General features: G+C 69.8%; 15 protein-coding genes. 8 read left to right on the top strand and 7 right to left on the bottom strand.

All coding sequences use genetic code 11. The features are described from left to right. Positions 1-7: 7 nt before the first annotated feature. Both VM681_07855 and VM681_07860 read right to left on the bottom strand, forming a co-directional pair. Entirely contained in the window at positions 8-1426 is a 1419-nt protein-coding gene (locus VM681_07855) for a sialidase family protein (protein ID HVL87897.1), read from the bottom strand. A 98-nt stretch (positions 1427-1524) separates the two neighbouring features. Next, positions 1525-2940 carry a CARDB domain-containing protein gene (locus VM681_07860; GenBank protein HVL87898.1) on the bottom strand — a complete coding sequence of 472 codons (1416 nt, stop codon included), beginning with the start codon at positions 2938-2940 and terminating at the stop codon, positions 1525-1527. 88 nt (positions 2941-3028) lie between these two features. On the opposite strand from VM681_07860, the gene trxA reads away from it, so the two are divergent. Further along, a complete protein-coding gene (trxA, locus tag VM681_07865; protein HVL87899.1) occupies positions 3029-3442 on the top strand; it encodes a thioredoxin in 414 nt (137 codons plus the stop codon). 194 nt (positions 3443-3636) lie between these two features. Here the strand turns inward: trxA and VM681_07870 are convergent, their stop codons facing one another. Further along, positions 3637-4848: a glycosyltransferase family 2 protein gene (locus tag VM681_07870; GenBank protein HVL87900.1), complete on the bottom strand. Its 1212-nt coding sequence runs from the start codon at positions 4846-4848 to the stop codon at positions 3637-3639. Then, positions 4845-6368 (bottom strand): sialidase family protein, encoded by a 1524-nt coding sequence (locus VM681_07875; GenBank protein HVL87901.1) that lies wholly within the window; start codon positions 6366-6368, stop codon positions 4845-4847. Before VM681_07875 ends, VM681_07870 begins: the two co-directional genes overlap by 4 nt. A gap of 125 nt (positions 6369-6493) precedes the next feature. On the opposite strand from VM681_07875, the gene VM681_07880 reads away from it, so the two are divergent. The 6 genes from VM681_07880 to VM681_07905 all read left to right on the top strand — a co-directional run bounded on the left by VM681_07880 (position 6494) and on the right by VM681_07905 (position 19198). After that, positions 6494-6850 (top strand): prefoldin subunit beta, encoded by a 357-nt coding sequence (locus tag VM681_07880; GenBank protein HVL87902.1) that lies wholly within the window; start codon positions 6494-6496, stop codon positions 6848-6850. Positions 6851-6961: 111 nt separating this feature from the next. Beyond that, positions 6962-9511, top strand: a complete 2550-nt coding sequence (locus VM681_07885; protein HVL87903.1) for a hypothetical protein — start codon at positions 6962-6964, stop codon at positions 9509-9511. 1 nt (position 9512) lies between these two features. After that, complete coding sequence (locus VM681_07890; GenBank protein HVL87904.1) at positions 9513-11936, top strand: hypothetical protein; 2424 nt, start codon at positions 9513-9515, stop codon at positions 11934-11936. A gap of 127 nt (positions 11937-12063) precedes the next feature. Beyond that, the gene (locus VM681_07895; GenBank protein ID HVL87905.1) at positions 12064-17562 is read left to right on the top strand and encodes a hypothetical protein; all 5499 of its coding nucleotides are present in this window, start codon (positions 12064-12066) and stop codon (positions 17560-17562) included. An 88-nt stretch (positions 17563-17650) separates the two neighbouring features. Next, positions 17651-18883, top strand: coding sequence for an MBL fold metallo-hydrolase (locus tag VM681_07900; GenBank protein HVL87906.1), 1233 nt, complete (start codon positions 17651-17653; stop codon positions 18881-18883). Positions 18884-18925: 42 nt separating this feature from the next. Continuing rightward, positions 18926-19198: a ferredoxin family protein gene (locus VM681_07905; protein ID HVL87907.1), complete on the top strand. Its 273-nt coding sequence runs from the start codon at positions 18926-18928 to the stop codon at positions 19196-19198. Positions 19199-19403: 205 nt separating this feature from the next. Here the strand turns inward: VM681_07905 and VM681_07910 are convergent, their stop codons facing one another. Continuing rightward, on the bottom strand, positions 19404-19577 hold the full coding sequence (locus VM681_07910) for an RNA-binding protein (GenBank protein HVL87908.1): 174 nt from the start codon (positions 19575-19577) through the stop codon (positions 19404-19406). A 117-nt stretch (positions 19578-19694) separates the two neighbouring features. Between VM681_07910 and VM681_07915 the strand changes: the two genes are divergently transcribed. Beyond that, positions 19695-20357, top strand: coding sequence for a protein-L-isoaspartate(D-aspartate) O-methyltransferase (locus VM681_07915; GenBank protein HVL87909.1), 663 nt, complete (start codon positions 19695-19697; stop codon positions 20355-20357). 174 nt (positions 20358-20531) lie between these two features. On the opposite strand, the gene VM681_07920 is transcribed toward VM681_07915, so the two are convergent. Beyond that, positions 20532-21752, bottom strand: a complete 1221-nt coding sequence (locus VM681_07920; protein HVL87910.1) for a hypothetical protein — start codon at positions 21750-21752, stop codon at positions 20532-20534. Positions 21753-21868: 116 nt separating this feature from the next. Further along, positions 21869-22801 (bottom strand): hypothetical protein, encoded by a 933-nt coding sequence (locus VM681_07925; GenBank protein HVL87911.1) that lies wholly within the window; start codon positions 22799-22801, stop codon positions 21869-21871. Positions 22802-22866: the final 65 nt, after the last annotated feature.

Genomic DNA, 22866 nt, shown 5'->3' on the forward strand with positions numbered 1-22866 from the left:
CAGGCGTCTACGAGTACCAGTGCACGTCCGCGGGACTTGCGTACAGGCGCACGCCTCCGGTCTGCCGCACGTATCCCACGTGCGAGATTCCCGCCGGCACGCCCTCGAGGCCGCCTGCGCCCACCGCCTGCGTGTCCGAGTAGACGACGTGCAGGAACCCTTGAGGGTCCACGGCCGTCTCGAAGAAGTCCCCCATGCGCCGGTCGCGCGGGTTGCGAACGCAGTCGAGCGTGAAGTCGCAGGCAAGCCCGAGGGCAAGGCCCGGCTGGATGCGGCCGCGGTGGACGATCTGCGGCGTCGCGACGACGGTGGTCACCGTCGGCGAGTCCGAGGCTGCCTCGGTCACGAAGGAGACGAACACGCGCCACTCGGATTCGAGGGTCATGGGACCCTCGGTGCCGTACCACGTCACGGCCACGCGTCCCTCGCTGCCAGCCGTGACCCAGGGCCACATCTTCTCGCCCGAGGGCACGACCGGCGCGTCGCTTACGGTGTACGGCGGCAGGAAGGCGTCGGCGTCGCGGGGAAGGACGGACAGGTAGACCTTGCGGTCGGCGAATCCCACGGCCGCCACGTACACGTTGCCGGCCGCGTCGATGGCCGGCTCCGGCAGCGCGGCCGCGCCGACAAGCTGCGGACCGCGCGGGGAGATGCGCGTCCACGTGGCGCCGCCGTCGCGTGAGCGCTCGAGCCCGCCGCCCGAGCACCCGACGAACAGAAGGCCGTCGGCGCCGATCGACAGGTCGCCGCCGCAGCGTGCCGTGCCCACGTGGACGAAGGTGGCGCCGCCGTCCACGGAGCGCAGCACCTTGTGGCCGCCGCCGAAGTTCGAAACGAAGAAGACCTCGTCGCCGCGCGCGGCAAGCCACGGCCGATCCTGGTCCTTGCGGGTGGGGCCGTCCTCGAGGTTGCGGCATTCCCACGTCTGCCCGTCGTCGAGGCTGCGAAGGACGCTTGCGCCCGTCTTGTAGAAGTCCGTGAAGTACGCAACGCCCTCGGCCGTGACGGCAAAGTCGGGATCGGAAAGGCCTGGCACGCAGTCGGAAAACGGCACGTTCGCAAGGCCGGGCACGTCGCCCGTCCCGCCGACGCGAGCCACGCGGGCGAAGGTCTCGCCTCCGTCGGCGGATCGCCACACGTACGACTGGCCGTTGGCGCCCGTGACGAGGTTGGGGTCGGCGCGATTGGCGTGCGTCCATCCGGGGTGCGCGGCCACGAGGATCGTGCCGGAGGGAAGGATCGCGATCACGGGCTCTCCGCCCGCGCGCTCGCGGTCCAGGATGCGCTGCGCCGTGAACGTCGGCGTCTCGTCAACGAGGGGCGCGGGCGAGGCGTGCGGGGGCTCCTCCTCCACGACGAGGGGAACGCCAAGGGCAAGCGTGGAGGCGAGCACGACGGCGACGGCGGCAAGCGAATGGATCTTCATGTTCGTCGGCGCGTAAGGCGCCACCGAGGGACTTGAACACCGTCCGAGCGGATTCCAAGCCGGGCCCTCCACGGGGCGGGCAAGCCCGCGCCGACGCGTTAGCAGGGCCGGTCGGAGAATACGTCGCTCACGTCTCGGCCGCCGTCGGAGCGCGGAACGACGAGCGTGAGCGTGACGCGCGCGTACTCGCCCGGCTTGGACGCCCAATCGTCCTGGCGCCACGTGGCCGTCCACGTTCCCTCCGCGGGATCGCCGGCCGTCCTTTCGCGCGCGTATGCGTTCAGGCGCGACCAGGAAGCCTCAAACTCTCGGCTCGAGACGCTGTGGGCGCTTGAGCCCCAGCGGATCGAGGCGCGGGCTTGGATCTGCGTCCCGGTGGGTCCGGCCATGGCGCCTTGCGCTTGGATCTCGACGTCGTAGTACGTTGTCTCGTAGAAGGACTCGTAATGCGAGAAGGATCGGCTGCACGACACCGAAAGGATCTGCGCGTTGGCTTGCGCCGGCGGCGGCGGGGGTGGCGGATCCCGGGCGTCAACCACGAGCGCTTCTGTCCGCTCGTTGTTCGTCTCGTCCGATTCGGCCACCGCGTCCCCCGAGTCGGCCACCGCGCGCAAGGTATGACTGCCCGCGACCGCCCGCCACGTCGCAACGGCAGCGGCGTAGGCTCCGGGAGCCAGAGACTCGACCTCCCGCAGCCGCAGAAAGGTGCCGTCGAGCTCAAGAAGGATCGCGAAGGGGCCCGCCGGCGCCTGGCCCACGTTGTCCACGCGCGCGCCAAAGGCCACCTCGTCGCCTTCGCGCAGCGTTCCGGCCGGGTCCCAGAGGATGCGCGTGACAAGAAGGTCCGGAAGAGGCTCGCAGGGACAGCTTGGCGGCGTGTCGTTTGCCGGCCGGACCGCGAGCGTGACCGGTCCGCAGTCCTGCTTTGCGACCGAATCGACGACGCAAACGGGGAAAACGAAGACGCCGACCTGGCGGGCGATCCCGGTCATGATCCCGTCGACGCCCACGACCACGCCCAACGGCGGCGCGCCCTCGCGGAAGGTGTCGGATTGAAAGTGGTACGGAGGAACGCCGCCTTGCCCCGTCGCCACGCGCGCGTTGCCGTCGCACGGAACGTCCACGACGCAGAAGGCGCCCACGACGGGCAGCAGCCGGGGCGGCGCGGCAACGATGGAAAGGGTGACGGCGAGGGTTTCGCTGCGCGGAGGCGTGGCGTTGTCCGTCACGGTCACGGCAAAGGCGGGAAGCACGGATCGCGTGGAGCCGGCCGCCAGCAACGACGGCGTGCCCGTGAGGTTGCACCCGGAGAGGGCGAAAGGCTCGGGAACGGCGCTGCCCGGAGCAAGCGCGCACGCATACGGCGGCTGCCCGCCTTCGATGGAAAGCGTCCGTGCGCAGGCCTGTCCTTCGAAGCATTCCAGTGCGATCGGCGTGCCGGCGACTTGGCTTGGCAGGGCGCAGCCGGCCAAGAAGAGGTTCACGACGACGGCCGCGCTCACCCACCCGCGCATGGCCCGCCAGAATCCCCTTTTCGCATAAAGGGTTCGTGAGGGTCGGCCGGGCCCTCTGCCTTTACAAGAGTGGCGGCGATTTCCCCTCGTGGACGACACGGGGACCGATCCGGAGCTGGAGGCGATCCGCGAGCGGCTGCGACGAAGCCTCGCCGGCCAGGCCGCGTCTCCCCCGGCCGACGGTGAGATCGTTCATCTCACGGACGCCACCTTCGACGCCACCGTGTCGCGGCCGGGCGTCGTGGTCGTCGACTTTTGGGCCGATTGGTGCATGCCGTGCCGCGCGATGGAGCCCGCCTACAAGGCGGCTGCGAAGGAGTTTGCCGGTCTCGCCACGTTTGCCAAGCTGCACGTGGACCAGAATCCGATCACGGCGTCGGCGTGGGAGATCCGAAGCATTCCCACGGTCCTCGTCTTCAAGGACGGAAAAGCCGTGGACGGGCTGCTTGGCGCCGTTCCCAAGGCGGAGATCGTCGAGCGCGTGCGCCGCTTCGCGCGCTGACGCGATCGATGGAATGGGAGGGGGGACCCGATGTCCCCACCAATTGCGTGGCAATGGTTCGCAATCGGCGACCTTTCTCCCGCGCGGAAGACCATGAATTCTCTGCACACTTCCTTGGAATGAACCATGCTCTCGTCCACACTTTCTTGGAACGCGGTGTCGCCGGCGACACCGGGTCACCGATTCCTCCGGCCTTAACGGGCGACCGGCGCGACCCTCCGCGGCGGGCGCAGCGCGTACGTGCGGCCGCGCCAGGCGATCGCGCGCACGCGCCGCGAGCGGTGCAGCACGTACAGCATGAGGAACGGCTGGAAAAGCGAGGTCGCGGCCGAGTCGCGCTCTGCGTCCAGGAGCGGCCGGTGGCCGGGCAGAAGCTCGCGGAAGAACCGCCAACGCATGCGCGTGCGCAGCGGGTTCGAAAGCACGGGGATCGTCATGGCAGCGCCGGCAAGCGCAAGCGTCGGGTCCGCGCGCGCAAAGCCGGCGGCCGCTGCCGCGACGCCCAAGACGAACAGGGCCACGGAAGCTCCGTAGACGGCGGCGGCAAAGCGCCAAAGGCGCGGCATGCTCTCGCGCGTGAGAGCCGTCTGCCGCACGCACCACTCGAGGCAACCGCCGCGGTCGGTGTCCTCCACGTTCACCGAGCAGGCGCGAGGGGCAAACGCGACCAAGAGGCCCAGCCGCTCGACCGCGCGGGTCAAGGCGACGTCCTCGGCGATCGCCTCGCGCATGGCGTCCTCGACGCGCGCAAGCTCGTACGTCTCTCGCCGCAGCGCCATGCTGCCGCCCCAGCAGAAGCGGTACCGGGAAAGCAGCATGGCGTCGAGGCCCGTGCCGTTCCACTGCGCTCGAAGGCGCGACCAGAAACCGTGCCGCTCGGAGACGTACCACCGGTACGCGGTGACGGCGCCCACCGCCGGGTCGGAAAGCGGCTCGACCATGCGGGAGAGCCAGTCGCGCGCGGGCCGGACGTCGGCGTCGACAAAGACGATCGCCCGCGACGCCGGGCGCGCGCGTCGCACGGCCGTCGCCTGCGCGCGGGCCTTGCCGCTTCGGAACTCCGGCGCGTCGGCGCCGTCGCGGTCCACGACCACAAGCCGCGCGCGGGGAGGCGCGACGCGGCGGAACGCATCGGCGGAAGGATCGTCGGCCGAATCGACCGCGACGAGAAGCTCGAAGTCGGGGTACGCCTGCGCGGCGATGGCGCGAAGGTTCTCTTCGAATCCCTGCTGCTCGCCGCGGCAGGGCAGCACCACCGTGACGGGCGGCTTCCATTCCGCAAACGTTTGCGCGAGGGCTTCGCGCTGGAGCCGGCGCGCGACGAGGACCGAGGCGACCGGGAAGGCCACGCATCCAAGAGCGACGAGGAGCAGCGCCGCAAGCGCGATGGCTTCGAGCGTGGTCACGGGGCAAGCACCTTGGCCACGGCCACCTCGGCCACGCCCGTGCGCGTGTCGCCCCAGCCGGTCCACACGGTCCCGTCGCTTGCCACGCCGATGCCGTTGTAGTCGCCGATGAAGGGCCCAAGCGTCGTCTGGTGCTTGCCGAGGTCGCCGTCGAACGGAGACGCCGTGAGGCGAAGGTTCGTCCACGTCGCGCCGCCGTCCACGCTTGTTGCAAGGCTCGCGTCGAGGAGCTTGTCGGCGGGGTCGAAGGCGCGGTCGTAGTACAGGACGTGCACCGCCCCGTCGCGGGCGACGACGATGCGCGGGAAGAACTGGTCGTTGGCCGTTTCGTCGAGGTTTGCCCGGGCGGGCTCCGACCACGTGCGGCCGCGGTCGTCGCTCCACCGGACGTGGACGTCGCGGTGTCCTTGCGCTTCGTCCGTGTAGGCGGCGTACAGACGCCCGGTCGCAAGGTCCGCCGCAAGCTCGGCGTGGACCGGCGCGCGCCACGCGGCGTTGCGCGCCGGCCCGTCGCCCTGCGTGCCGCGGGCGTACGAGAACACGCGGCCCACCTCCTGGAAGCTGCGGCCGTCGTCCACGCTCTCGTAGAGGAACACGTCCTCGACGGCCGGGCGCTGATCCTCGTTGAGCGGCGACTTCACGACCGTGACGTACACGCGGCCTTCCGCGTCGGCGGCAAGCCCGCCGAAGAACTGCGTCGTGCGCGGCGCGTCGGGCGCAAAGAAGTTCACAGGCCGGTCCACCTCGCGGCCCTCGCTGCGCGCCGTCACGGCCCACACGGACACCGTGTCGTACTGGCCGGGCACGTCCGTGAACGAGCGGGGCGCCCGCGTGGAGTCGCCCCACGTCGTCGTCCACCCGTTCCAGACCGAGTGCACCGAGTTCGTGGCGGGGTTCACGACCATTCGCGGGTAGTCGTGGAAGACGAGCTGCGCGTCGCCCACGGCCATGTGCGCAAACGTGCCCCACGTCTCCCCGCCGTCGCGGCTGACCGCGAGCACGAAGGCCGAGCCGAGGTACGGCCAGCCCGTCGGAAGCGAGGGCACGTCGCGGGGCGAGACCGCCCACCGGTACGCCTGCAGGGCGTAGTAGAGGACGCCGTTTGCGTCGAACACGAGGATGGGATCGGTCACGCACGAGTAGGGCACGAGGACCGGCTCGCGGTTGGCGCGGTCGCCGCCTACGTACACGGTCTTCCACGTCCTCCCGCCGTCCTTTGTGACCTGCGCCACGGACCAGACGCAGTTGCTCGCGCGCGGGTCGAGGTCCTTCGAGGCGACCACGACGTTGTTCGGGTCGAGCGGATTCACGGCAAGGTCGATCTCGGTCTTGGCGGGCGCCTCGTTCCAGGAGACGCGCGCCGTGCAGGGGTCGGGCCACCGGTCAAGGCCCGAAGCGATCGAGCAGTCGGGGCGAAAACCGAGGGCGGGCGGGACGGCGTCGTCGGGCGCGCTTGGGGTGGGACCCAGGCATCCGGCGACAAGGGCGGCGGCAAGCAGCACGGGAACGGGCCGTCGCATGCGCGCAAGGAGCGGCGCGCACGGGAAAAAGCCATCGGCGGGTTCGCCCCGGCGGCTGCGATGATCATTCATCGCAGGTGCGCACGCTTAAAAGCGGGACGGCGCATTGCGCCCCGGCGATCCCGTTGGCCGCCGACATCCCGCCGCAGATCCGGAACCAGATCGCGCAGCTGCAGCAGATCCAGCAGCAGGCGCAGACGATCGTCTCGCAGCGCGTCCAGCTCGAGATGCAGGTGAAGGAGATGGAGCGGACGCTCGAGGAGCTTGCCAAGACGCCCGAGGACGCGCCCGTCTACCGGAGCGTTGGCACGCTTCTCATCCGCGTGAAGGACCGGCAGACCGTCGCCAAGGACCTCGAGGACTCGAAGGAGACCACCGAGGTGCGCCTGAACTCGCTCAAGCGGCAGGAGGAGCGGCTCAAGGAGAAGCTCTCGGCCCTGCAGCGCGAGGTCTCCGCGGCGCTTTCCGCCGGGCAGCGATAGTTCGATGAACCTGGGGATTCGCACGGGGCGTGGCGCGCGGGTTTTCCTTCGGAGACCCATCCAAAAAAACCAAGTATATATAGGCTGAGCCTGATGGTCGCCCGGATACCGGTGAGCCCGTTGGGAGTCCGTTTCGCCGTACCATTCAGCCTTCTTGCTCTTGCGGCGCTTGCGCCCCTCGCGTTTGCCGGGGAGCCGACGCCGATGACCTTCAACGGGTACGAGGTCGACGGCCGCGTCAACGGCGTCTCCATGGACTGGGGCCGCACGGTCGCCGTCGTCGCCAAGGACGGCTCGGCGCAGGACCTGCAGGACCGCGAGCTCTTCGCGTTCCGGCTGGAGCCGCCGCAGCAGGCCGGGCTCCTGTGGTCCGAGGAGGACACCTGCCCCACCTGCCTTCTCGTGGAGGGCAAGCGCCTCGTGCGCTTTGCGCGCGGCAGCGCGCAGAGCGGTCCCGGCGCGCTCCTTGTCGCCGTCGACGAGGAGAACGCCGCGCAGCGCAACTGGTACGTCTATGGATGGCAGGGGACACAGCCCCTCGCCTCGCGCGCGTCGGCGAGCCCCATCAATGGCATCGCCATCTCGGACGGAACCTCGGTCGGCCACACGGTCGCCGTCGTGAGCGACGGCACGGGCACCGCGCCGCCGGGCCGCAACCAGACCTCGATCTACACGTACTCGGGCGGCGCGATCCAGCACGTCACGAACTTCACCGTCTTCAGCCAGGTCGGCACCGTGGCCGCCGCCCACGCGGTCGACATCTCCTCGAGCGGCCGCTTCGTGGTGGTGGGCGCCACGCGCCACGTGGCCGCTCCCGCGCCCGCCGGCGCCGTGTACCTCTTCGACGCCAACGCGGCCGGCGTGGGGCCCAACAACCCGGCGCCGGCGCTTCTGTCGCGCGAGACGCACAACCAGTGGGGTAACATGACAAGCCCCATCCGTCACGTCGCGATCGCAGGCGACGGGCGGTACTTCGTGGCGGCCGACGAGGCAAGCCCCGGCCGCGTGTATCTCTGCACGAACCGCCACGCCATCAACGAGCCGTGGGTGCGGTGCGACGCGCAGTTCTCGGTCGAAGGCCGCATCACGGCGCTTGCCATCTCGTTCCACGGCAACAACTTCGCCGTCGGCACGGACGCCGGCGACGTGTACACGTGGCGCATCAACCGCGACGACCGCAGCAACGCGCAGAACGCCAACGCCGGCGACGTGGGCTCGAGCGCCACGCCGCTTGGCCCCTGGCGCGGCGCGCAGGCCGGCTCGCGCGCGGCCATCTCCTCGCTTGCGTACTCGTTCAACGGCCAGTGGCTCGTCGCCGGCGGAACGCACCTCTACGGCTTCGTGAACTCGACGATCGATCCCGTCTGGCAGCTGCCGCTTGTGGTTCCGGGAACCGGCGGCGCGGTCGTGGCCTCGCCGGTCCTTGGCGTGGCCATCTCGCACGACGGGCAGCGGATCGTGGCCGTGGCCGACCAGCCCGCCTCCGGCGGCACGCCTGCCAAGGGCCGGGTCTTCGCCTTCCAGCAATCCTTCGGCGTCGATCTCTCGGCCGACCCCGCCTCGCGCACGACGCAGCCGGGCTCGGTGGCGCGGTACCTCGTCACGGTCCGCAACACGGGCTCCAACGCGGACAACTTCCGCCTGGAGGTGATCCCGCCCACGCAGCCGCGCGCCTGGTCGGCCACGCTCAACGCAACGACCGTGGCCCTCCCGCCGGGCCGCGACGTGCGCTTGTTCCTGAACGTGACGGTCCCCGACGACGTGCTGCCGGAGACGTACATCACGACGGTGCGCGCCGAGAGCCTCGGCTCCGTCGCCGCCGGCGGAAGCTCGGTCGCCTCGAGCTCGGTCGCCGTGCCGACCGTCGTCGGCCGCGTGTACGGGGTCGAGGTGACGCCGCGCACGCAGGAGACGGTCGTGAACCCCGGCGAGCGGCGCGACGTCCGACTCACGCTCCGCAACACGGGCAACGGCGAGGACACCATCCGGTTCGCGGTGACCGCGGTGGGCCGGTCGCCCGGCACGGAATGGGCCACGCGCCTTGAGCCCGACGGGCTCGTCACGATCCCCGCCTTTGGCACGCGCGAGGTCCTGCTCGAGGTGCGCTCGATCCGGGCCGCCGACGGCGACTTCGTCGACCTCTCGTTTGTCGCCGAAGCCAGCCGGGGCGAGGTGGGCATCCGCGACACGGCGAAGGTTCTCGTGCGCGTGAACCCGCGCTTTGGCGGCTCGGTCGAGATCGAGCGAACGGATCTTCTGCTGGCGCCCGGCGAGGCGGCCGTCGTGAACCTCACGGTCGAGAACCACGGCAACACGCGGGACGTTTTCCGGATCGAGAACCGCACCGAGCCGCGCAATCCGGTCGGCTGGCGCCTGTCGCTCTCGTCGCAGACGGTCGTCCTCGATCGTCTGGGCGACAAGGGCGTCGTGCGCCTGCGCGTGACGGCGCCCTCGGCCGCGCAGGCAGGCGACGAGATCACGATCTTCGTCGACGTGTTCTCGCAGGGCGAGGAGGGCCGCCGCGTGGACCAGAAGAGCCTCGTGGCCCGCGTGGGCGAGCGCGGCGGCGGGTTCCTTGGCCTGCCCGGTTTCGAGCCGCTGCTGCTTGTCGTGGGCGCCTTGGGCGCCGTCGTCGTCCTCCGTCGCGGGGGGAGAGGCTAGCGTGCGTGCCGCACGCCTGGGCCTGTTGATCGCCCTCGCGATCCTGCTCACGGCGCCCGCCGCCGTAGGCTCCCCTCCGCCGGCGCAGCCGTGGAGCCCCGCGCCCGTCGAGCATCCCGGCGGGCCCCAGGGCGTTCCGCCGCCGCTGCGAGGCGGTCCGCCGCTTGCGCTTGCGTTTGCCTCCGCCGGCAGCGTGCTTGCGCTTGGAACCGCCGACGCGCGGCCGGGCGGGCCCGTTCCGCAGCCGGACCCTTCCGACCGCGACCTTTTCCTCTTCGACTTTGTCTCGGGGTACCTTCGCAGCCGCGCAGACCACGAGGACCCCGTGCGCGAGGGGACGAGCGCCGTGGCGCTTGCGGCCGACGGATCGCGTCTTCTGGCAGGGTCCCCGTTCGTGGACGCGCCAAACGTAGCCTACTTTGCGACCTCGAGCCTGGAGAGCCCGCTGTGGACCGAGACCCTCTCGCAGCCCGTTCGCGCCGTGGCCCTTTCGGCCGACGGCCGTCGCGCCGCCGTCGCGGCCGCCGGAGACACGGGCAACAGCGCCTTGCGCTTCTACGGCGGCGGAGACGCTAGGACCCTCGCCTGGTCGGCCACGTTTGCCGGACGCGTGAACGACATCGACCTTTCCACCGCCGGCACGCACCTTGCCGCCGGCGGCCGCGCGCTCTCGGGCGACCTCGTCGTGGGCGAGGTTCACCTGTACGCCACCACGACCGCCACCGCGTCGACGCCCATCGTGCGCCACACGATCCAGGAGGCCGACAGCGCGATCACGGACGTCGACCTTTCCGACGACGGCGCCTGGCTTGCCGCGGGAACGGACGCGGGCAGGCTGCTCGTGATCTCCGAGGCGTCGCGCGCGGTCGCCTTCAACCTCCGCCTCTCCACGCTTGCGCCCGGCGCCGTGCCGCAGCCGGTGGTGCGCGTGGCGATCTCCCACGACGGCGCGCGGCTGGCCGCCATCGATGCCCTGCGCCTCTACGTCTTCGAGCGGCAGGCTGGAAGCTACGCCTTCCGCTGGAGCGCCGACCTCGACGGCGGAGCAACCGACCTTGGCGCAACGCCCGACCTCGAGTACCTGGCCGTGGCGGGGAGACCGCTGCGCGTCTTCCACGTGTCCTCCGGCACGCCGTTGTTCGACCTCGACGTCGAGGGCGGCCTCGTGCGGATGGCCCGCGCGGTCGATTCGGGCGAGGTGCGGCTCGCAGCCGCCTCCGACGGGGCGGTGCACGCGCATCGGCTCGTCTTCGACCACCGGATCGCCGCCCCGCCGGCGCCTGCCGCGCCCATCGTGCCGGGCCGTGCCGCGACGCTCACGTTCAACGTCACGAACGAAGGCTCGGCCGCCGGGCGCGTCCTGCTCACGGTCATGGAGGGGCACGAGCTCTCCCCGCGCGTCGAGACGCCCCTCGTGCTCGCGCTTCCGGGCCAGAGCATTCCGGTGAACGTGACGCTCTCCCCAAGCCCAGGCACCGTCGCGCGGACGTACCGGCTGAACGTGACGGCGACCTCGCTGGCCGGGGATGGCACGGTCCGTTCGGCGGAGGTCGAGGTGCGGGTGGCCTCGGCGCCTTCCGTGCGCGTGTCGATCTCGACGAACGAATCGGGCATCCAGCCGGGCACCGAGGCGTACTTCCTCCTCAACGCGACAAACGTGGGCAACGTCCCCGTGGACCTCACGCTTGGACTCTCGCAGCGCCCCACGCAAGGCGGCGCCTGGCCGCTTGACCTCTCCTCGTCTGTCGCCAGCGCCAACCCGGGCGCGACCACCACGGCCGTGCTCACGGTCCGCGCGCCCGGGTCGGCCGCCAACGGCTCGGAGAATCTCGTGACGGTTCGCTTGCAAGGCGACGGCGTGGACGAGTCGGTGTCGCTGCGCGTGGTCGTGAACCCGCACTTTGGCGTGGCGCTCACGGTGCAGCCTCCAAGCCGCACGGCGTCCATCGGCCGGCCGGCCGCCTACACGCTGCTTGTCACGAACAACGGCTCGCTTGCCAACACGTTCTCGCTCCACGCGTGCCCGCTTCCCCCGAACTACGTGGGCGCCCACCCGCCGTGCTTTGGCAACGACACGACGCCGGAGCTCCTTCGCGGCTGGTCGATCGCCTACGACCGCGTGCCCTTCTACCTCGCGCGCGGCCAGACGCGCGAGCTTTCCATCGTCATCCGCCCGCCCGAGACGGCCACGCCAGGCGACCGGCTGAGCCTGCAAGTGGACGCCATGGCCACGAACCTGTCGCACGAGTCCCGGGCGTTTGTCGTCGTGAGCACGAACGTCGTCGAACCGCCGCCCACCGAGGAAGAGGAGCGGCGGCGGCGCGAGACGATTCCTGGGCCGGCCGCGGTCGAGACGCTCGCGCCGCTGGCCGCGGCGGCCGTCGTCCTGTTGGCGCTTCGCGGACGATCCGCGCGACGTCCGTGAGATCGCCGCGACGTGCTTTTGGCGCGTCGCGTTTTCGTGCGCGGCGGCCGGGATTTGCGAGACAATCCAGCATGCTTAAATAGCGTTCCGGGTGTCCGCAGACCGGACAATTCTGCAGGTGGTTGCCGTGGTCTCAGGTTCGCGAAGGCTCGTCGTTGCGCTGGTGCTTGCCGCCTTGGCGATTCCCGGATTCGAGCCCGTGTTGGTGGGTCAGGTCTCGGCGCGGGACACCCCCACGGAGCAGGCCATCGCGTCCAACCTCCTGCCCCCCACGATCGCCTGGCAGAACTGGACGACGAAGACGCCGCTGCATCTCATCCGGGACCCGAACCCCCCGTCGGGCACCTCGCCCGACACTCCCGGCGACCCAGGGTTTCCGCTACTCATGAACTCGAACCCCCTGCCCGGAGGCGACGTCCCCAACGCCGCCCCCCGGCCCATCGTCATGGGCGCGGAGGTGCAGCAGTCCGAGACGGTGTACGCTCTCCTAATGCCGGTCGTCCACCACACGTTCACCATCCAGACCGTATCCTTCACATTCCACCTCACGTCCAGCACGAGCAGCGCCTGCCAGGCCCTCAACGCACCCGATCGCGACGAGCAGTCGCACGACATTGAGCTCTTCGCGGAACTCGTGGGCATCTTCGCGACGGACGCCGACGCCGTTGCGACGCAGCAGGACGTACAGTTGGCCAGCAACTCCATTCGGAAATGCGGCGCCGCGCTCGATCCTACGACCCAGCGGTTTGCGACGGGAACGATTCCCCTGCGAACCCCCACCGGGGGGCCCATCGTGGTTCCCGAGGGCATCCACCTCGTCCTTCGCCTGTGGGTGCGCAGCCTGAGCGGCCTGCAGGGCCAGTGGACCCTCTGGCACGGCACGACGGCGGCCTCCACGCGCTTGGACGTGGATTCCCGCGACGCGGTCCAAGCCGCAAGCTGGGTGACCGGCCGCGACAACGCGCAGAGCACGACCTTTGGGGTTCCGCCGCCGGGCGCCAATACGCAGCGGATCATCGGCTACTTCGCGGTCAAGTCCGCGTGGGGAGGCTACGACAACCCCAGCGCGTCCCCCCGCGACAGTCCCTTCACGGACCGGCGGTCGGTTTGGCAGGCCTCCCTCCGCGCGCCCAACGCGACCGTCGTGCATCTTGGCCAGCTCATGCCGGCCTGTTCGGGCCCCGCCACGCCCTTCCAGCCGTGCCTCGCCGGGTACCAGTCGTCGGGCCGCGAATCCATTCGCGTGTTCACGTGGCCCGACGACCGCGTGTGGGAATTTGGCCCCAACGTCGCCGTGGGCGAGTATCGCCTCGAGGTCGCCGGCTCCATGGGCGGCGCCAGCAACCAGGGAGACCGGCCTCTGGGCGACGCTGCCGGCGGCGTCGCCGTATTCCGCATTGGCGGCTTTGGAGTGCAGCTTGCGCCCTTCCGGCAGGAAGGCAAGGGCGAGTCGGACGTGGGCGGGCGCATCGCCAACATCATGCGGCCGGGCCTCACGCGCACCTACCTTTTGGAGCTTCGCAACACGGGAAGCGTGCCAGACCAGATTCGTCTGCAGTCGGAGGTTCTTACCCCCAGCGGCGCCAACTGGCAGGTCCGGTTCACGGGCGCCAACGTCACGGGCGACGCGCGCGCCATCCTCGCGCCTGGCACCTCGACGCTCGTGCAGGCCACCGTCCTTCCGCCGCCCGGGGCCTCGGCGGGAAGCTCGAGCCTCATCCGCGTGACGGCCACGAGCGAGGGCGACGCCGCCGCGCGGGCCCAGATCGAGCTTCTGACCACGGTCGTCGCCGATGCGCCCATCCGGGGCTTCGAGATCTTCGTCTTGGACCAGAGGCTCAAGAACGTCACCAAGGGCGGGGCCGTCGAGTTCAACGTGAGCGTCTGGAACCACGGCAACGACGTCGACTCGTTCAACCTCACGCGCCGCGACCAGGACACCGCCCACGTCCTTGCCAACTTCTCCACGCTTCGCCTCGAGGACGTGCCGCCTGGCGCGCTTGCGAGCCTGCGCATTCGCGTTTCCGCGCACATCAACGCCACCACGGGCGAGCGCCTGGACGTCGCCTTCCGGGCCGCAAGCCAGGGCGACGCCGCGCAGTTCCGCGACTGCTTTGCGCAGAATTGCGCCTCGGCCGTCGTGCAGGAGCTGCGCGACTTCGAGCTTCGGGTCATGCGCGTGGGAAGCGACCTCGAGGACGCCCTTACCACGATCACCTCGGGCATCCTCACCCGCGTGCTTCGTCAGGGACGAGACGACCCGAACATTTGCCCCAACCAGCTCAACCGCGAGGGCCAACGCACCGATTGCAGCGGTGGGCCCAACCAGGAGAACCTCACCACGGACCCAGTGGACTGGCGCTACTCGACCGTGGCTTTCTACCGCATCGGCGTCGTCAACCGGGGTGACCAGCCCGAGCGGTTCCGCGCCCGTATCGCCTCGGCCTCGTCGGAGATCTTTCCCGAGGAGCGGCAGGCCGAGCGGACGCGCTGCGGTTCCGGCCAGGGAGACCCGTTCCGCGTGAACGGCGACGAGACCTACCGTCTCGTCTGGTTCCCGGTCTACCCGCGCGCCTCCGGCAGCGACGAGGCGCGTACGAACAACATCACGGCCGACGCCAACGGCCTCATCACCGTGCAGCCGGGCAAGGAGACCTTCTTCTACCTGCGCGTCTGGCCGGCGTGGAACGACCATCCGTTGCACCTTCCCAGCGGGTGGCAGGGTCTTTGCAGCGCGGTCGCCAACGTCCGCGTGGACGTAGAGCGCGTGGAGGAAGACACCCGTCAGCCCACCGGCGTCGCCGTCCTGCAGGGTCCCAAGTCCGTGTCCACGCAGACGTTTTCGTACCGGCGCACGTACTCGACCGAAGCGACCGAGCTTGCGGACCGCTCGAACCGGGTGCTCGTCGAGCTTGGCGAGCAGGTGCTCATCGACGGGCATTCGCGCCGCGCCAACTTCACGGCCGACGTTCCGCAGTTCTGCCCGCCCGTATCCGCGACCTCCCGCCTGTTCTGCAAGTACAAGTCGCCCGGACAGTTCTCAGACTGGCAGATCCACGCGACGGGGTTCACCCACGCGGCCGGGCCCTTCGAGCTTCGCGTGATTCCCGAGGGCGAGACGCTCGCGCAGCTTCGCGCCAAGGGCTGGGACTTCACGCTGGCGGACGCCTACCACAATTTCCTCACGAGCCCGCCCACGCTCTTTGAGCACGGCCAGCCCGTCAACAATTCGCGGGCCTTCCGCTGCTCGAACGGAACCGAGCTTCGCTGCGGCACGGGCGATCCGGTGAACACGACGGGCGCCGCGTTCGTCGTGAACCTGCGCGTCCACGTCCCGGCCAACGCCACGATCGACGACTACGCGCGTCTGCGCATCGAGGCGACGATCGCCGGCCGCGGCTCGAGCCAGACGATCCACACCGTCGCGGCGCAGGAGTTCCGCGTGGGCACCTCCGTCATCACGCCGACGATCCAGGGTCCGGCGCACATCCTCGACGTGCATCCGGGCGCGCTCGTCGCCTTCCCGCTCAACGTGAGCAACGAGGGCTCGAGCACGGACACCTACCTTCTCAACGTGTCGCGCGGCCAGCAGCTGCCCGACTGGCTCACCGTGAGCTTTGCGCCGTCCCGCTTCCAGGTTGGCGCGCGCGGCAACGTGACGACCGGCGTCTTCATGCAGGTGGGCGCCAACGCCCCCACGTCGGGCTCGCAGGCCACGCAAGTGGTCGACGTGCAGGTGTCGTCGCAGAACAACGACAGCACGCAGCGCGAGTGCTTCCGCGCGCCGCCCGTCGCGCAGAACTACTTCAACGTGAACTGCGTGAGTCTCACGTTGAACGTCGTCCGTCCTCGGACGACGACCGTGGGCGTGAACACGGGCCTGCGCGTCACGGCCGACGCGTCCACGCGCTCCATCGCGCCGGGCGACGCGACGTTCTTCACGCTCAACGTGACGAACCCGTCGAACGACAACCTCAACTTCCAGCTCGAGACGATGACGGGCGCTCCGGTGGGCTGGCGCGTCCTGTTCGGCGACTGCGCCACGTCGTGCGCCATCGGCCCGCAGGCCACGCGGCAGGTGACCCTCTCGGTCGATGCGCCGCTTGAGGCTCGCGAGCCGAGCCTCGTTCCGTTTGTCATCCGCGCTCGGCAGGTCGGTCCCGTGCCCGACGCCTCGAACTTCGGCCAGGCCGTCGTGAACGTGACCGTCGTCGGGCGCGCCGCGACGCTCCTCGAGGCCATCGACGGCACGCGCGTGGTGGACCGCAACTCGGCCACGACGTTCACGCTGCGGCTCACGAACCTCGGCACGGCGCCGGACAACTTCACGTTCGACCCGCCGCGCTTTGTCAACAGCTCGCAGCGCGACACGTGGGGCGCGCAGTTCCTGCGACTGGCCGACCGCGACACGCAGCGGTTCGTCCCGCAGTCCACGTTCCTCTTGGCCCCGCGCGAGCGCACGGACGTGTACCTCAACGTCACGGCGCCGCTGTCCGCGCCCAACGGCACGGTCGCCGAGCTTGAGGTGACGGTTCGCCCAAGCTCGCTGCAGACGGGCGCGCAGGTGCGTCTGGTCGCCGTCGTGCGCGAGTACGGCATCGAGCTTCGCATCGCCAACTCGACGGCGCACGCCGTCCCCGGCGACATCGTGTCGTTCCGCGTGAACGTCACGAACACGGGAAACGCGCCGGACACGATCCTCTTCGACGTGAACCTCGGCGGAGTGGCCAACCTGTGGAACTCGACGCGCGAGACGACCTCGGTCACGCTGCCCCCGGGCGGCGCCACGGACGTCCGCTTCAACGTGCTCGTGCCACGCCTTCGGATCCTCTCGGGCGCGCCGGTCGTGTTCCTGGCCCAGTCCCAAGACGCCCGCGCCATCGGACGCACGGACGTGGACCGGTCGGCCACCGTGCAGGTGAACCTCCTGTCGTACGTGGCGCTCTCGATCGACCCCGACAACAAAGGGCTCGACTTCTGGCAGCTTGCCGTGGACCGCAACCGCAACCCGCAGGACGGCTTCGAGGTCTTCACGGACCCGCATCCGTTCCCCTACCGCGCCATCGGCGTCTACCGCATCGACGGGGACGACGACGCCCGGGTGGACCACCTCATCGACCTCGACGGCGACGGCCTGCCGGACCGCTACTGGGACCCCGACGACAACAACCTGGCGCACCTTGCCTACTGGCCGGACATCGACCGCGACGGCGTCCTTGAGGTCCTCCTCGACACCACGGGCGACCGGCTCGTCGACACGCTGTACAACCCGACGACGGGGCGCCTGCACCGGGCCTACCAGATGGACATCCACCGGGACGACACGCCCGAGTTCCTGATCGACCGCAACGGCGACGGGATCTTCGACACCTACTACGACCCGGCCATCGGCACGGCGGGCCTCGTCACCCGCGCCGAGCGTCTTTCGGGGCAGCCCAACGTGTACGCCGTCGACACGACCGGCGGCGGCACACCCACCCGGCACGTGAACGTGCAGACGGGGGAGATCACGGACGCGCGCGTGGCGGGCCTGGGCTCGTTCTTCGCGCAGTACGCGTACTTCTTCGTGCTGTTCGCGGCGGTCGTGGCGCTGGGCGCGCTCGTGGCCTTCCGGCGCCGGCGGTAGGGCCGCTCCCGTTCCTGCGCAATTGCGCAGGAACCGCTTCCGCGTCCGGAGCGGCACGTTTTTCCATCGGTTGAGCGTGCTCTTGCGCGTGCGCATCCGGTTCCTGGGCGGCGCCGGCGAGATCGGCCGCCTCGGCATGGTCGTGGAGGACGTGGGGGTGAGCGTCCTGTTCGACTACGGCGTCGCTCCCGCCGACCCCCCCTTGTACCCGTTGCCCGCGCCCGCGCTCGACGCGGCCTTCCTCTCGCACGCGCATCTCGACCACAGCGGGATGCTGCCGGCGCTCGCCGCGGCGGCCGTACCCATCTACCAGACGCCGCCGACGGCCTCCATGGCCGATCTCCTCCTGCGGGACGCGCTCAAGATCGCCCGCGTCGAGGGATACCACCTTCCCTGGAGCAAGGACGACGCCGAGCTTGTGCCCCAGTCGACCGTGCTGTCCAACTACGGCGAGGTGCACGACGTGGGCGCCCTCGAGGTCGAGCTTGCAAGCGCCGGACATATCCCCGGTTCCACGATGTTCGAGGTCCGGGGCGGGTCGGCCACGCTCCTGTTCACCGGCGACATGCACGTTGCCGACTCGGGCCTTGTCGCAGGAGCCAAGCCCCGACCCTGCGACGTGCTTGCGATCGAAGGCACGTATGCGGACCGGGAACATCCCGACCGCAAGGTGGTCGAGCGCGATCTCGTCTCCGCCATCGAGGCCGTCCGCGCACGCGGGGGCGTCGCCATCCTGCCGGCGTTTGCCGTGGGGCGCACGCAGGAGGTTCTCACGATCCTCCAGGGCAAGGGGTTCAAGGTCTGGCTCGACGGCATGGGGAAGTCCGTGACAAAGCTCATGCTCCAGGAGCCGCGGTACCTGCGCGACCCGCGCAAGCTTGCGCGCGCCTTCGACGAGGCGACCCTCGTGTCCGGCCACCACGTGCGAAGGCACGTGCTCGCCTCGGCCGACGTCGTGGTGACCACAAGCGGAATGCTCGAAGGCGGGCCCGTTCTTTGGTACATGGAGAAGCTCAAGGACGATCCGCGAAGCGCCGTGTTCTTCACCGGATTCCAGGTACCCGGCACGGGAGGTCGGCAGCTTCTGGACACGCGGACCCTCACGCTGGGATCGGCGGTCGTGCCCGTCGCGATGGAGCTTCGCAAGTTCGACCTCTCCGCCCACGCGGGGGCAAGCGAGCTTGCCGCTTTCATCCGCGGCTGCAATCCGAAGGCGGTCGTCGTGTACCACTCGACCACGCGGGAGGCCCTGGCGCGCGCCATGGGCGACGAGTTCCGGTTCGTGCTCCCGGAGACGGGCGTGCCCTTCGACGTCGCCTAGGAATCCTTAAGACACGGAGCCGGGTTCCGGCTCACGGTTTCCATGACCCGGATCGTCTGCGAACCCTGCGTCAACGTCAAATCCGGCGAATGCGTCGACGTCTGCCCCGTCGACTGCTTCTACGACTCCGGCAACCAGCTTTTCATCAACCCGAACGAGTGCATCGACTGCGGCGCGTGCGAATCGGTGTGCCCCGTGACGGCGATCTTCCCGGAGGAGGACGTTCCGGAGCAGTGGAAGGAGTACAGCACGAAGAACCGCGCCTGGTCCGACCAGGGCGGCTTCCCCAACGCCAAGGAGACGATGAAGAAGTAGCGCGGCCGCGGAGAAACCGGCGACTTTTCGGCTGGCGAAGTTCCGGACGGCTTAACGTTACGTTTCGCGCTTCCGCGCGTGGATGGGATGCACGGTCGAGGCTACGTACGTAGCCGAAGGCAACGGCGTCCGACGCCTGCAGCGCATCTTCCTTCGCGGCGCGCTCGCGTCGGAGAGCAGCGTTTGCTTCGACGCATAGGACGCGCTAGGCCGAAGCGTTCGCAAACGTGCGCGTGCCGCAGCGCGGGCACCCGAGGACGAGGATGTGCTCGCGCTCGCGCAGCGTGTCGAGCGGGTGGTGGCCGCACGTGGGGCAGCCCTTCTCGCGGCCGCGGGGGGCGTTCGGGGCGCTCTCCTTGGTGCGTTCCCGCGCGCTCATCGTTCTTGTTCTGCAAGCGCCGGCTTTAAGCACCCCGCCGAACGACGCCAGAGCACCTTGGGCCCGCGCCCTCCGGCGGGAGGAGGGTTCAACCCCCTTGGACGTCATTCCGCGCCAGTGTCGTCCAACGCCGCGCTCGTCGAGGACCTGGCCGCCTCCGGCCACGTTCGCACGGAAGCCGTCCGTCAGGCCCTGCTCTCGGTGGACCGCGCGCTGTTCCTGCCGGGCCACGAGGGGGAGGCCTACGAGGACCGGCCCGTGGCGATCGGGGGCGGCCAGACGATCAGCGCGCCGCACATGGTCGCCATCATGGCCGAAGCCCTCGAGCTTGCGCCGGGGCACCGCGTCCTCGAGGTGGGAGGTGGAAGCGGCTACCACGCGGCCGTGCTGGCTCGGCTCGTGGCCCCGGAAGGACGGGTCGTCGCCGTCGAAATCCTGCCGGAGCTTGCCGCGCGCGCCCGCCAGAACCTCGCCCGCGCGGGGCTTGCGTCGTCGGTCGAGGTCCTCGCCGGGGACGGGAGCCTTGGCGCCCCCGACCGCGCGCCTTTCGACCGCGTGAGCGTGGCCTGCGCCGCCCCTTCGATCCCCCCGCCGCTTCTTGGGCAGCTGCGCGAAGGCGGCCTTGCCGTCGTGCCCGTCGGAACCCGCCACGAGCAGACGCTCGTTCGAGCGCGAAAGGGTCCAGGCGGGAGGATCGGGATCGAGGATCTCGGAGGCTGCGTCTTCGTGCCGCTGCGCGGCGCCTTCGGCTTTCCCGACGGGCCCGACCGTCTCGGGTGAGCTGCAACGCTCGCCTGCAACGGAAGCGGGCGGGCAACGCTCAAGTAGCCTCACCACGATGCTCGGCGCGGCCTTTCCCGGAGGGGACGCGGTCTCCGCGAAGCCGGGCGGCGGTCGGGTTCCGAGGACCTGACCATGCTTTTCTCGCGCCGGCGAACGGCGCCAATTTCCGCGTCAGGCCGGGCCTTCACCGGTCAAGTGCTTGAGGATGCGCTGGTACGTGCGCTGGATCGTCTCGCCGGGCGCGCCCGTGTTGACGATGATGCACGGCGCCGTGGCAAGCTCGGCGCGGAAGAACCGCTCCTGCGCCTCGTGGTCGGGCTGCAGGAGGTACGGGTTGTACCAAGGCTCGGAGCCGTACGTTCCCCACTTCTCCTTGGGGCCGGCGCCCGGCCGGATGAGCGTGCGGCCCTCGCGGAGGATGCGGATGGCCTCGTCGGCGTCCACCTTGACCTCGGCGGGGCTCTCCTTGTCGCGCCGCAGCAGGACGACGAGGTTCATGTGGGCGCTGTCGGCCACCTTGTGCGGGCCCTGCATCCAGTCGCGCGGCAGGATCGCGCGGCTGTTGCCAAAGCCCCAGTAGCACTTGGCCTCGCCCGTGTCCCGGATGCCGCACTTTTGTCCCGCCTCGTGGTGACAGGCGGCGGGGTCGGTGACGACGTTCTCGAGCTTGCAGCGGTCGAAGATGGGGCGGAGCCACGGCTCCTCGTACGCGTTCTCGGTGCGCACGTACAACCGGCGCTCGGGCTGGTTCACGATGAACTGCGTCTCGGCCGTCGGCTTGCGCGGGTGCTGGATGTACAGCCAGTCGTCGCCGATGACCTTGCCTTTGGCGTGTTGGAAGAGGCGGTTCACCTGCGTCGTCTTTCCCGTGCCCGTGGGCGCGATGATGACGACGCCTTTGCCGTCCACTTCGGCGCAGGCGCCGTGGATCGAGTGCGTGTTGAACCTCTGCTCTAGGATCTTGGCCGCCATGCCCAAGGCCCAGCTCTTGCACTGGCCGTAGTACTCGGTGTTGACGAAGACGGAGGTGTCGCGCTCCGGGCAGTAGTACGCGTGCGGCTTCTCGCCCGGCACGCCCGAAGCCGAGTAGATGAACGCGTGCGGCTTGACGGAGCCGTCGTTGTTGGAGGGACACCAGTTCTCGGTCCAGAAGTCGTACTGGTGGAAGCTGTTCGTGATGAGACGGACCACGATGCCGTTGATGTTGGCGTCCCACACGTAGGTCCGATCGAACGACAGCGAAGGGCGGGCCTTCTCCAGGAGCGCGTCGAGCTCCTTTGTCGTGAGGTTCTTCGTCGAGTCGACCCGACCCTGGCTACCCGTCACGAAGTTGTTGAGGCCGCTTGCGCGGTCGAAGTGGCCGGTGGGCGGGGTCGTCGTTTCGCGCGTCAAGGAGATCGCCTCCCGCATGCGGGATACCCGAGCCGACGGAAGCCCGGAGCGGTTGATAAGGTTTTGGCACGTCCGGCGGGAGCAACGGCGAGCGCTTGGGCGGCAGGCCCGCCGCCCTACGTGCCGCGCGCGCGGCCGCCCACGCCCTCGCGCACGGCCTCGCTTCGCGGGGTGACCTGCACGAGGCGATCGAGGACCTCAAGCGCAGGCTCGCTTTCGCGCACGATCCGGTCGCGGATCTGCTTGGCCTTTCGCACTTCGGCCTCGTCGCGGTAGAAGCGCGCGCCCCGCGTCTTGCGGCTTCCCGGAATGAGGTCCACGTAGACGGCGTACTTGTCGTCGTAGATGCCCATGTCGTGCAGCAGGTCGGGGGTGAGTCGGTCCGTGAAGGCCACGCGCACGTCGATGCCGCCCTCGGCTTGGCGGCGGATGAGGTCCTGCACGTCGAGCGTGAGGTCCGTGAGGTCGTCGATGATGAACACGCGCTGGACCTTGACGCCGCGGCGGATGGCTTCGAAGTTCTCCTGCAGATACTCCCGCCCGCCGCCCGAGAACCAGAAGTCGCTGATCTGCACGAAGACCGTTCCGAACACGCTGTGCCGCGTATCGTGGAAGTTGCGCTTCACGTAGGAGAAGACCTCTTTGGCGGGCACCTCGATGTAGCCTTCCTGCAGGCGGACGACCTCGGCGGCGCAGTGCGACACGACCTCGCGCGCGCGGTCGGTGAAGAAGGCGTCGCCCGTCCGCGCGACGTCGGTGTACCCGTGCACGATGCGGGGGACCTGCTGCAGAAGGAAGGGGTCGGCGAGCGAATCCCGCTGAAGCCCGGAGGCGACGCTGAGCTCCTCGCGGGTGACGGTGAGCTGGTAGCGAAGCTCGACGAGCAGGATGAGGATGCCCGTCACCATGGAAAGGAGGAAGGAGCTCACGTGGTCGCCCGTCACCACCCAGGAGACGACGCCGATCACGGCGGCTCCAACGGCGTCCACGAGGACGAACTTCAGGAACTCGATGTTGCCCGCTGCACGACGAGGTCCCGCGTCTTTCATTGCCAAACCCGGCAAACCCACGCGCGGGTGGCGTACTTATAGCTTGTTGCCTTCGCCGGCAATGC

It is taken from the genome of Candidatus Thermoplasmatota archaeon, from assembly GCA_035541015.1.
Taxonomy (GTDB): Archaea; Thermoplasmatota; SW-10-69-26; order JACQPN01; family JAIVGT01; genus DATLFM01.

What these genes read in the sequence shown, in the direction of transcription:
- VM681_07855 (HVL87897.1), bottom strand. Translation starts at nt 1,426, where the DNA reads ATGAAGATCCATTCGCTTGCCGCCGTCGCCGTCGTGCTCGCCTCCACG.
- VM681_07860 (HVL87898.1), bottom strand. Translation starts at nt 2,940, where the DNA reads ATGCGCGGGTGGGTGAGCGCGGCCGTCGTCGTGAACCTCTTCTTGGCC.
- VM681_07875 (HVL87901.1), bottom strand. Translation starts at nt 6,368, where the DNA reads ATGCGACGGCCCGTTCCCGTGCTGCTTGCCGCCGCCCTTGTCGCCGGA.
- VM681_07905 (HVL87907.1), top strand. Translation starts at nt 18,926, where the DNA reads ATGACCCGGATCGTCTGCGAACCCTGCGTCAACGTCAAATCCGGCGAA.
- VM681_07910 (HVL87908.1), bottom strand. Translation starts at nt 19,577, where the DNA reads ATGAGCGCGCGGGAACGCACCAAGGAGAGCGCCCCGAACGCCCCCCGC.
- VM681_07925 (HVL87911.1), bottom strand. Translation starts at nt 22,801, where the DNA reads ATGAAAGACGCGGGACCTCGTCGTGCAGCGGGCAACATCGAGTTCCTG.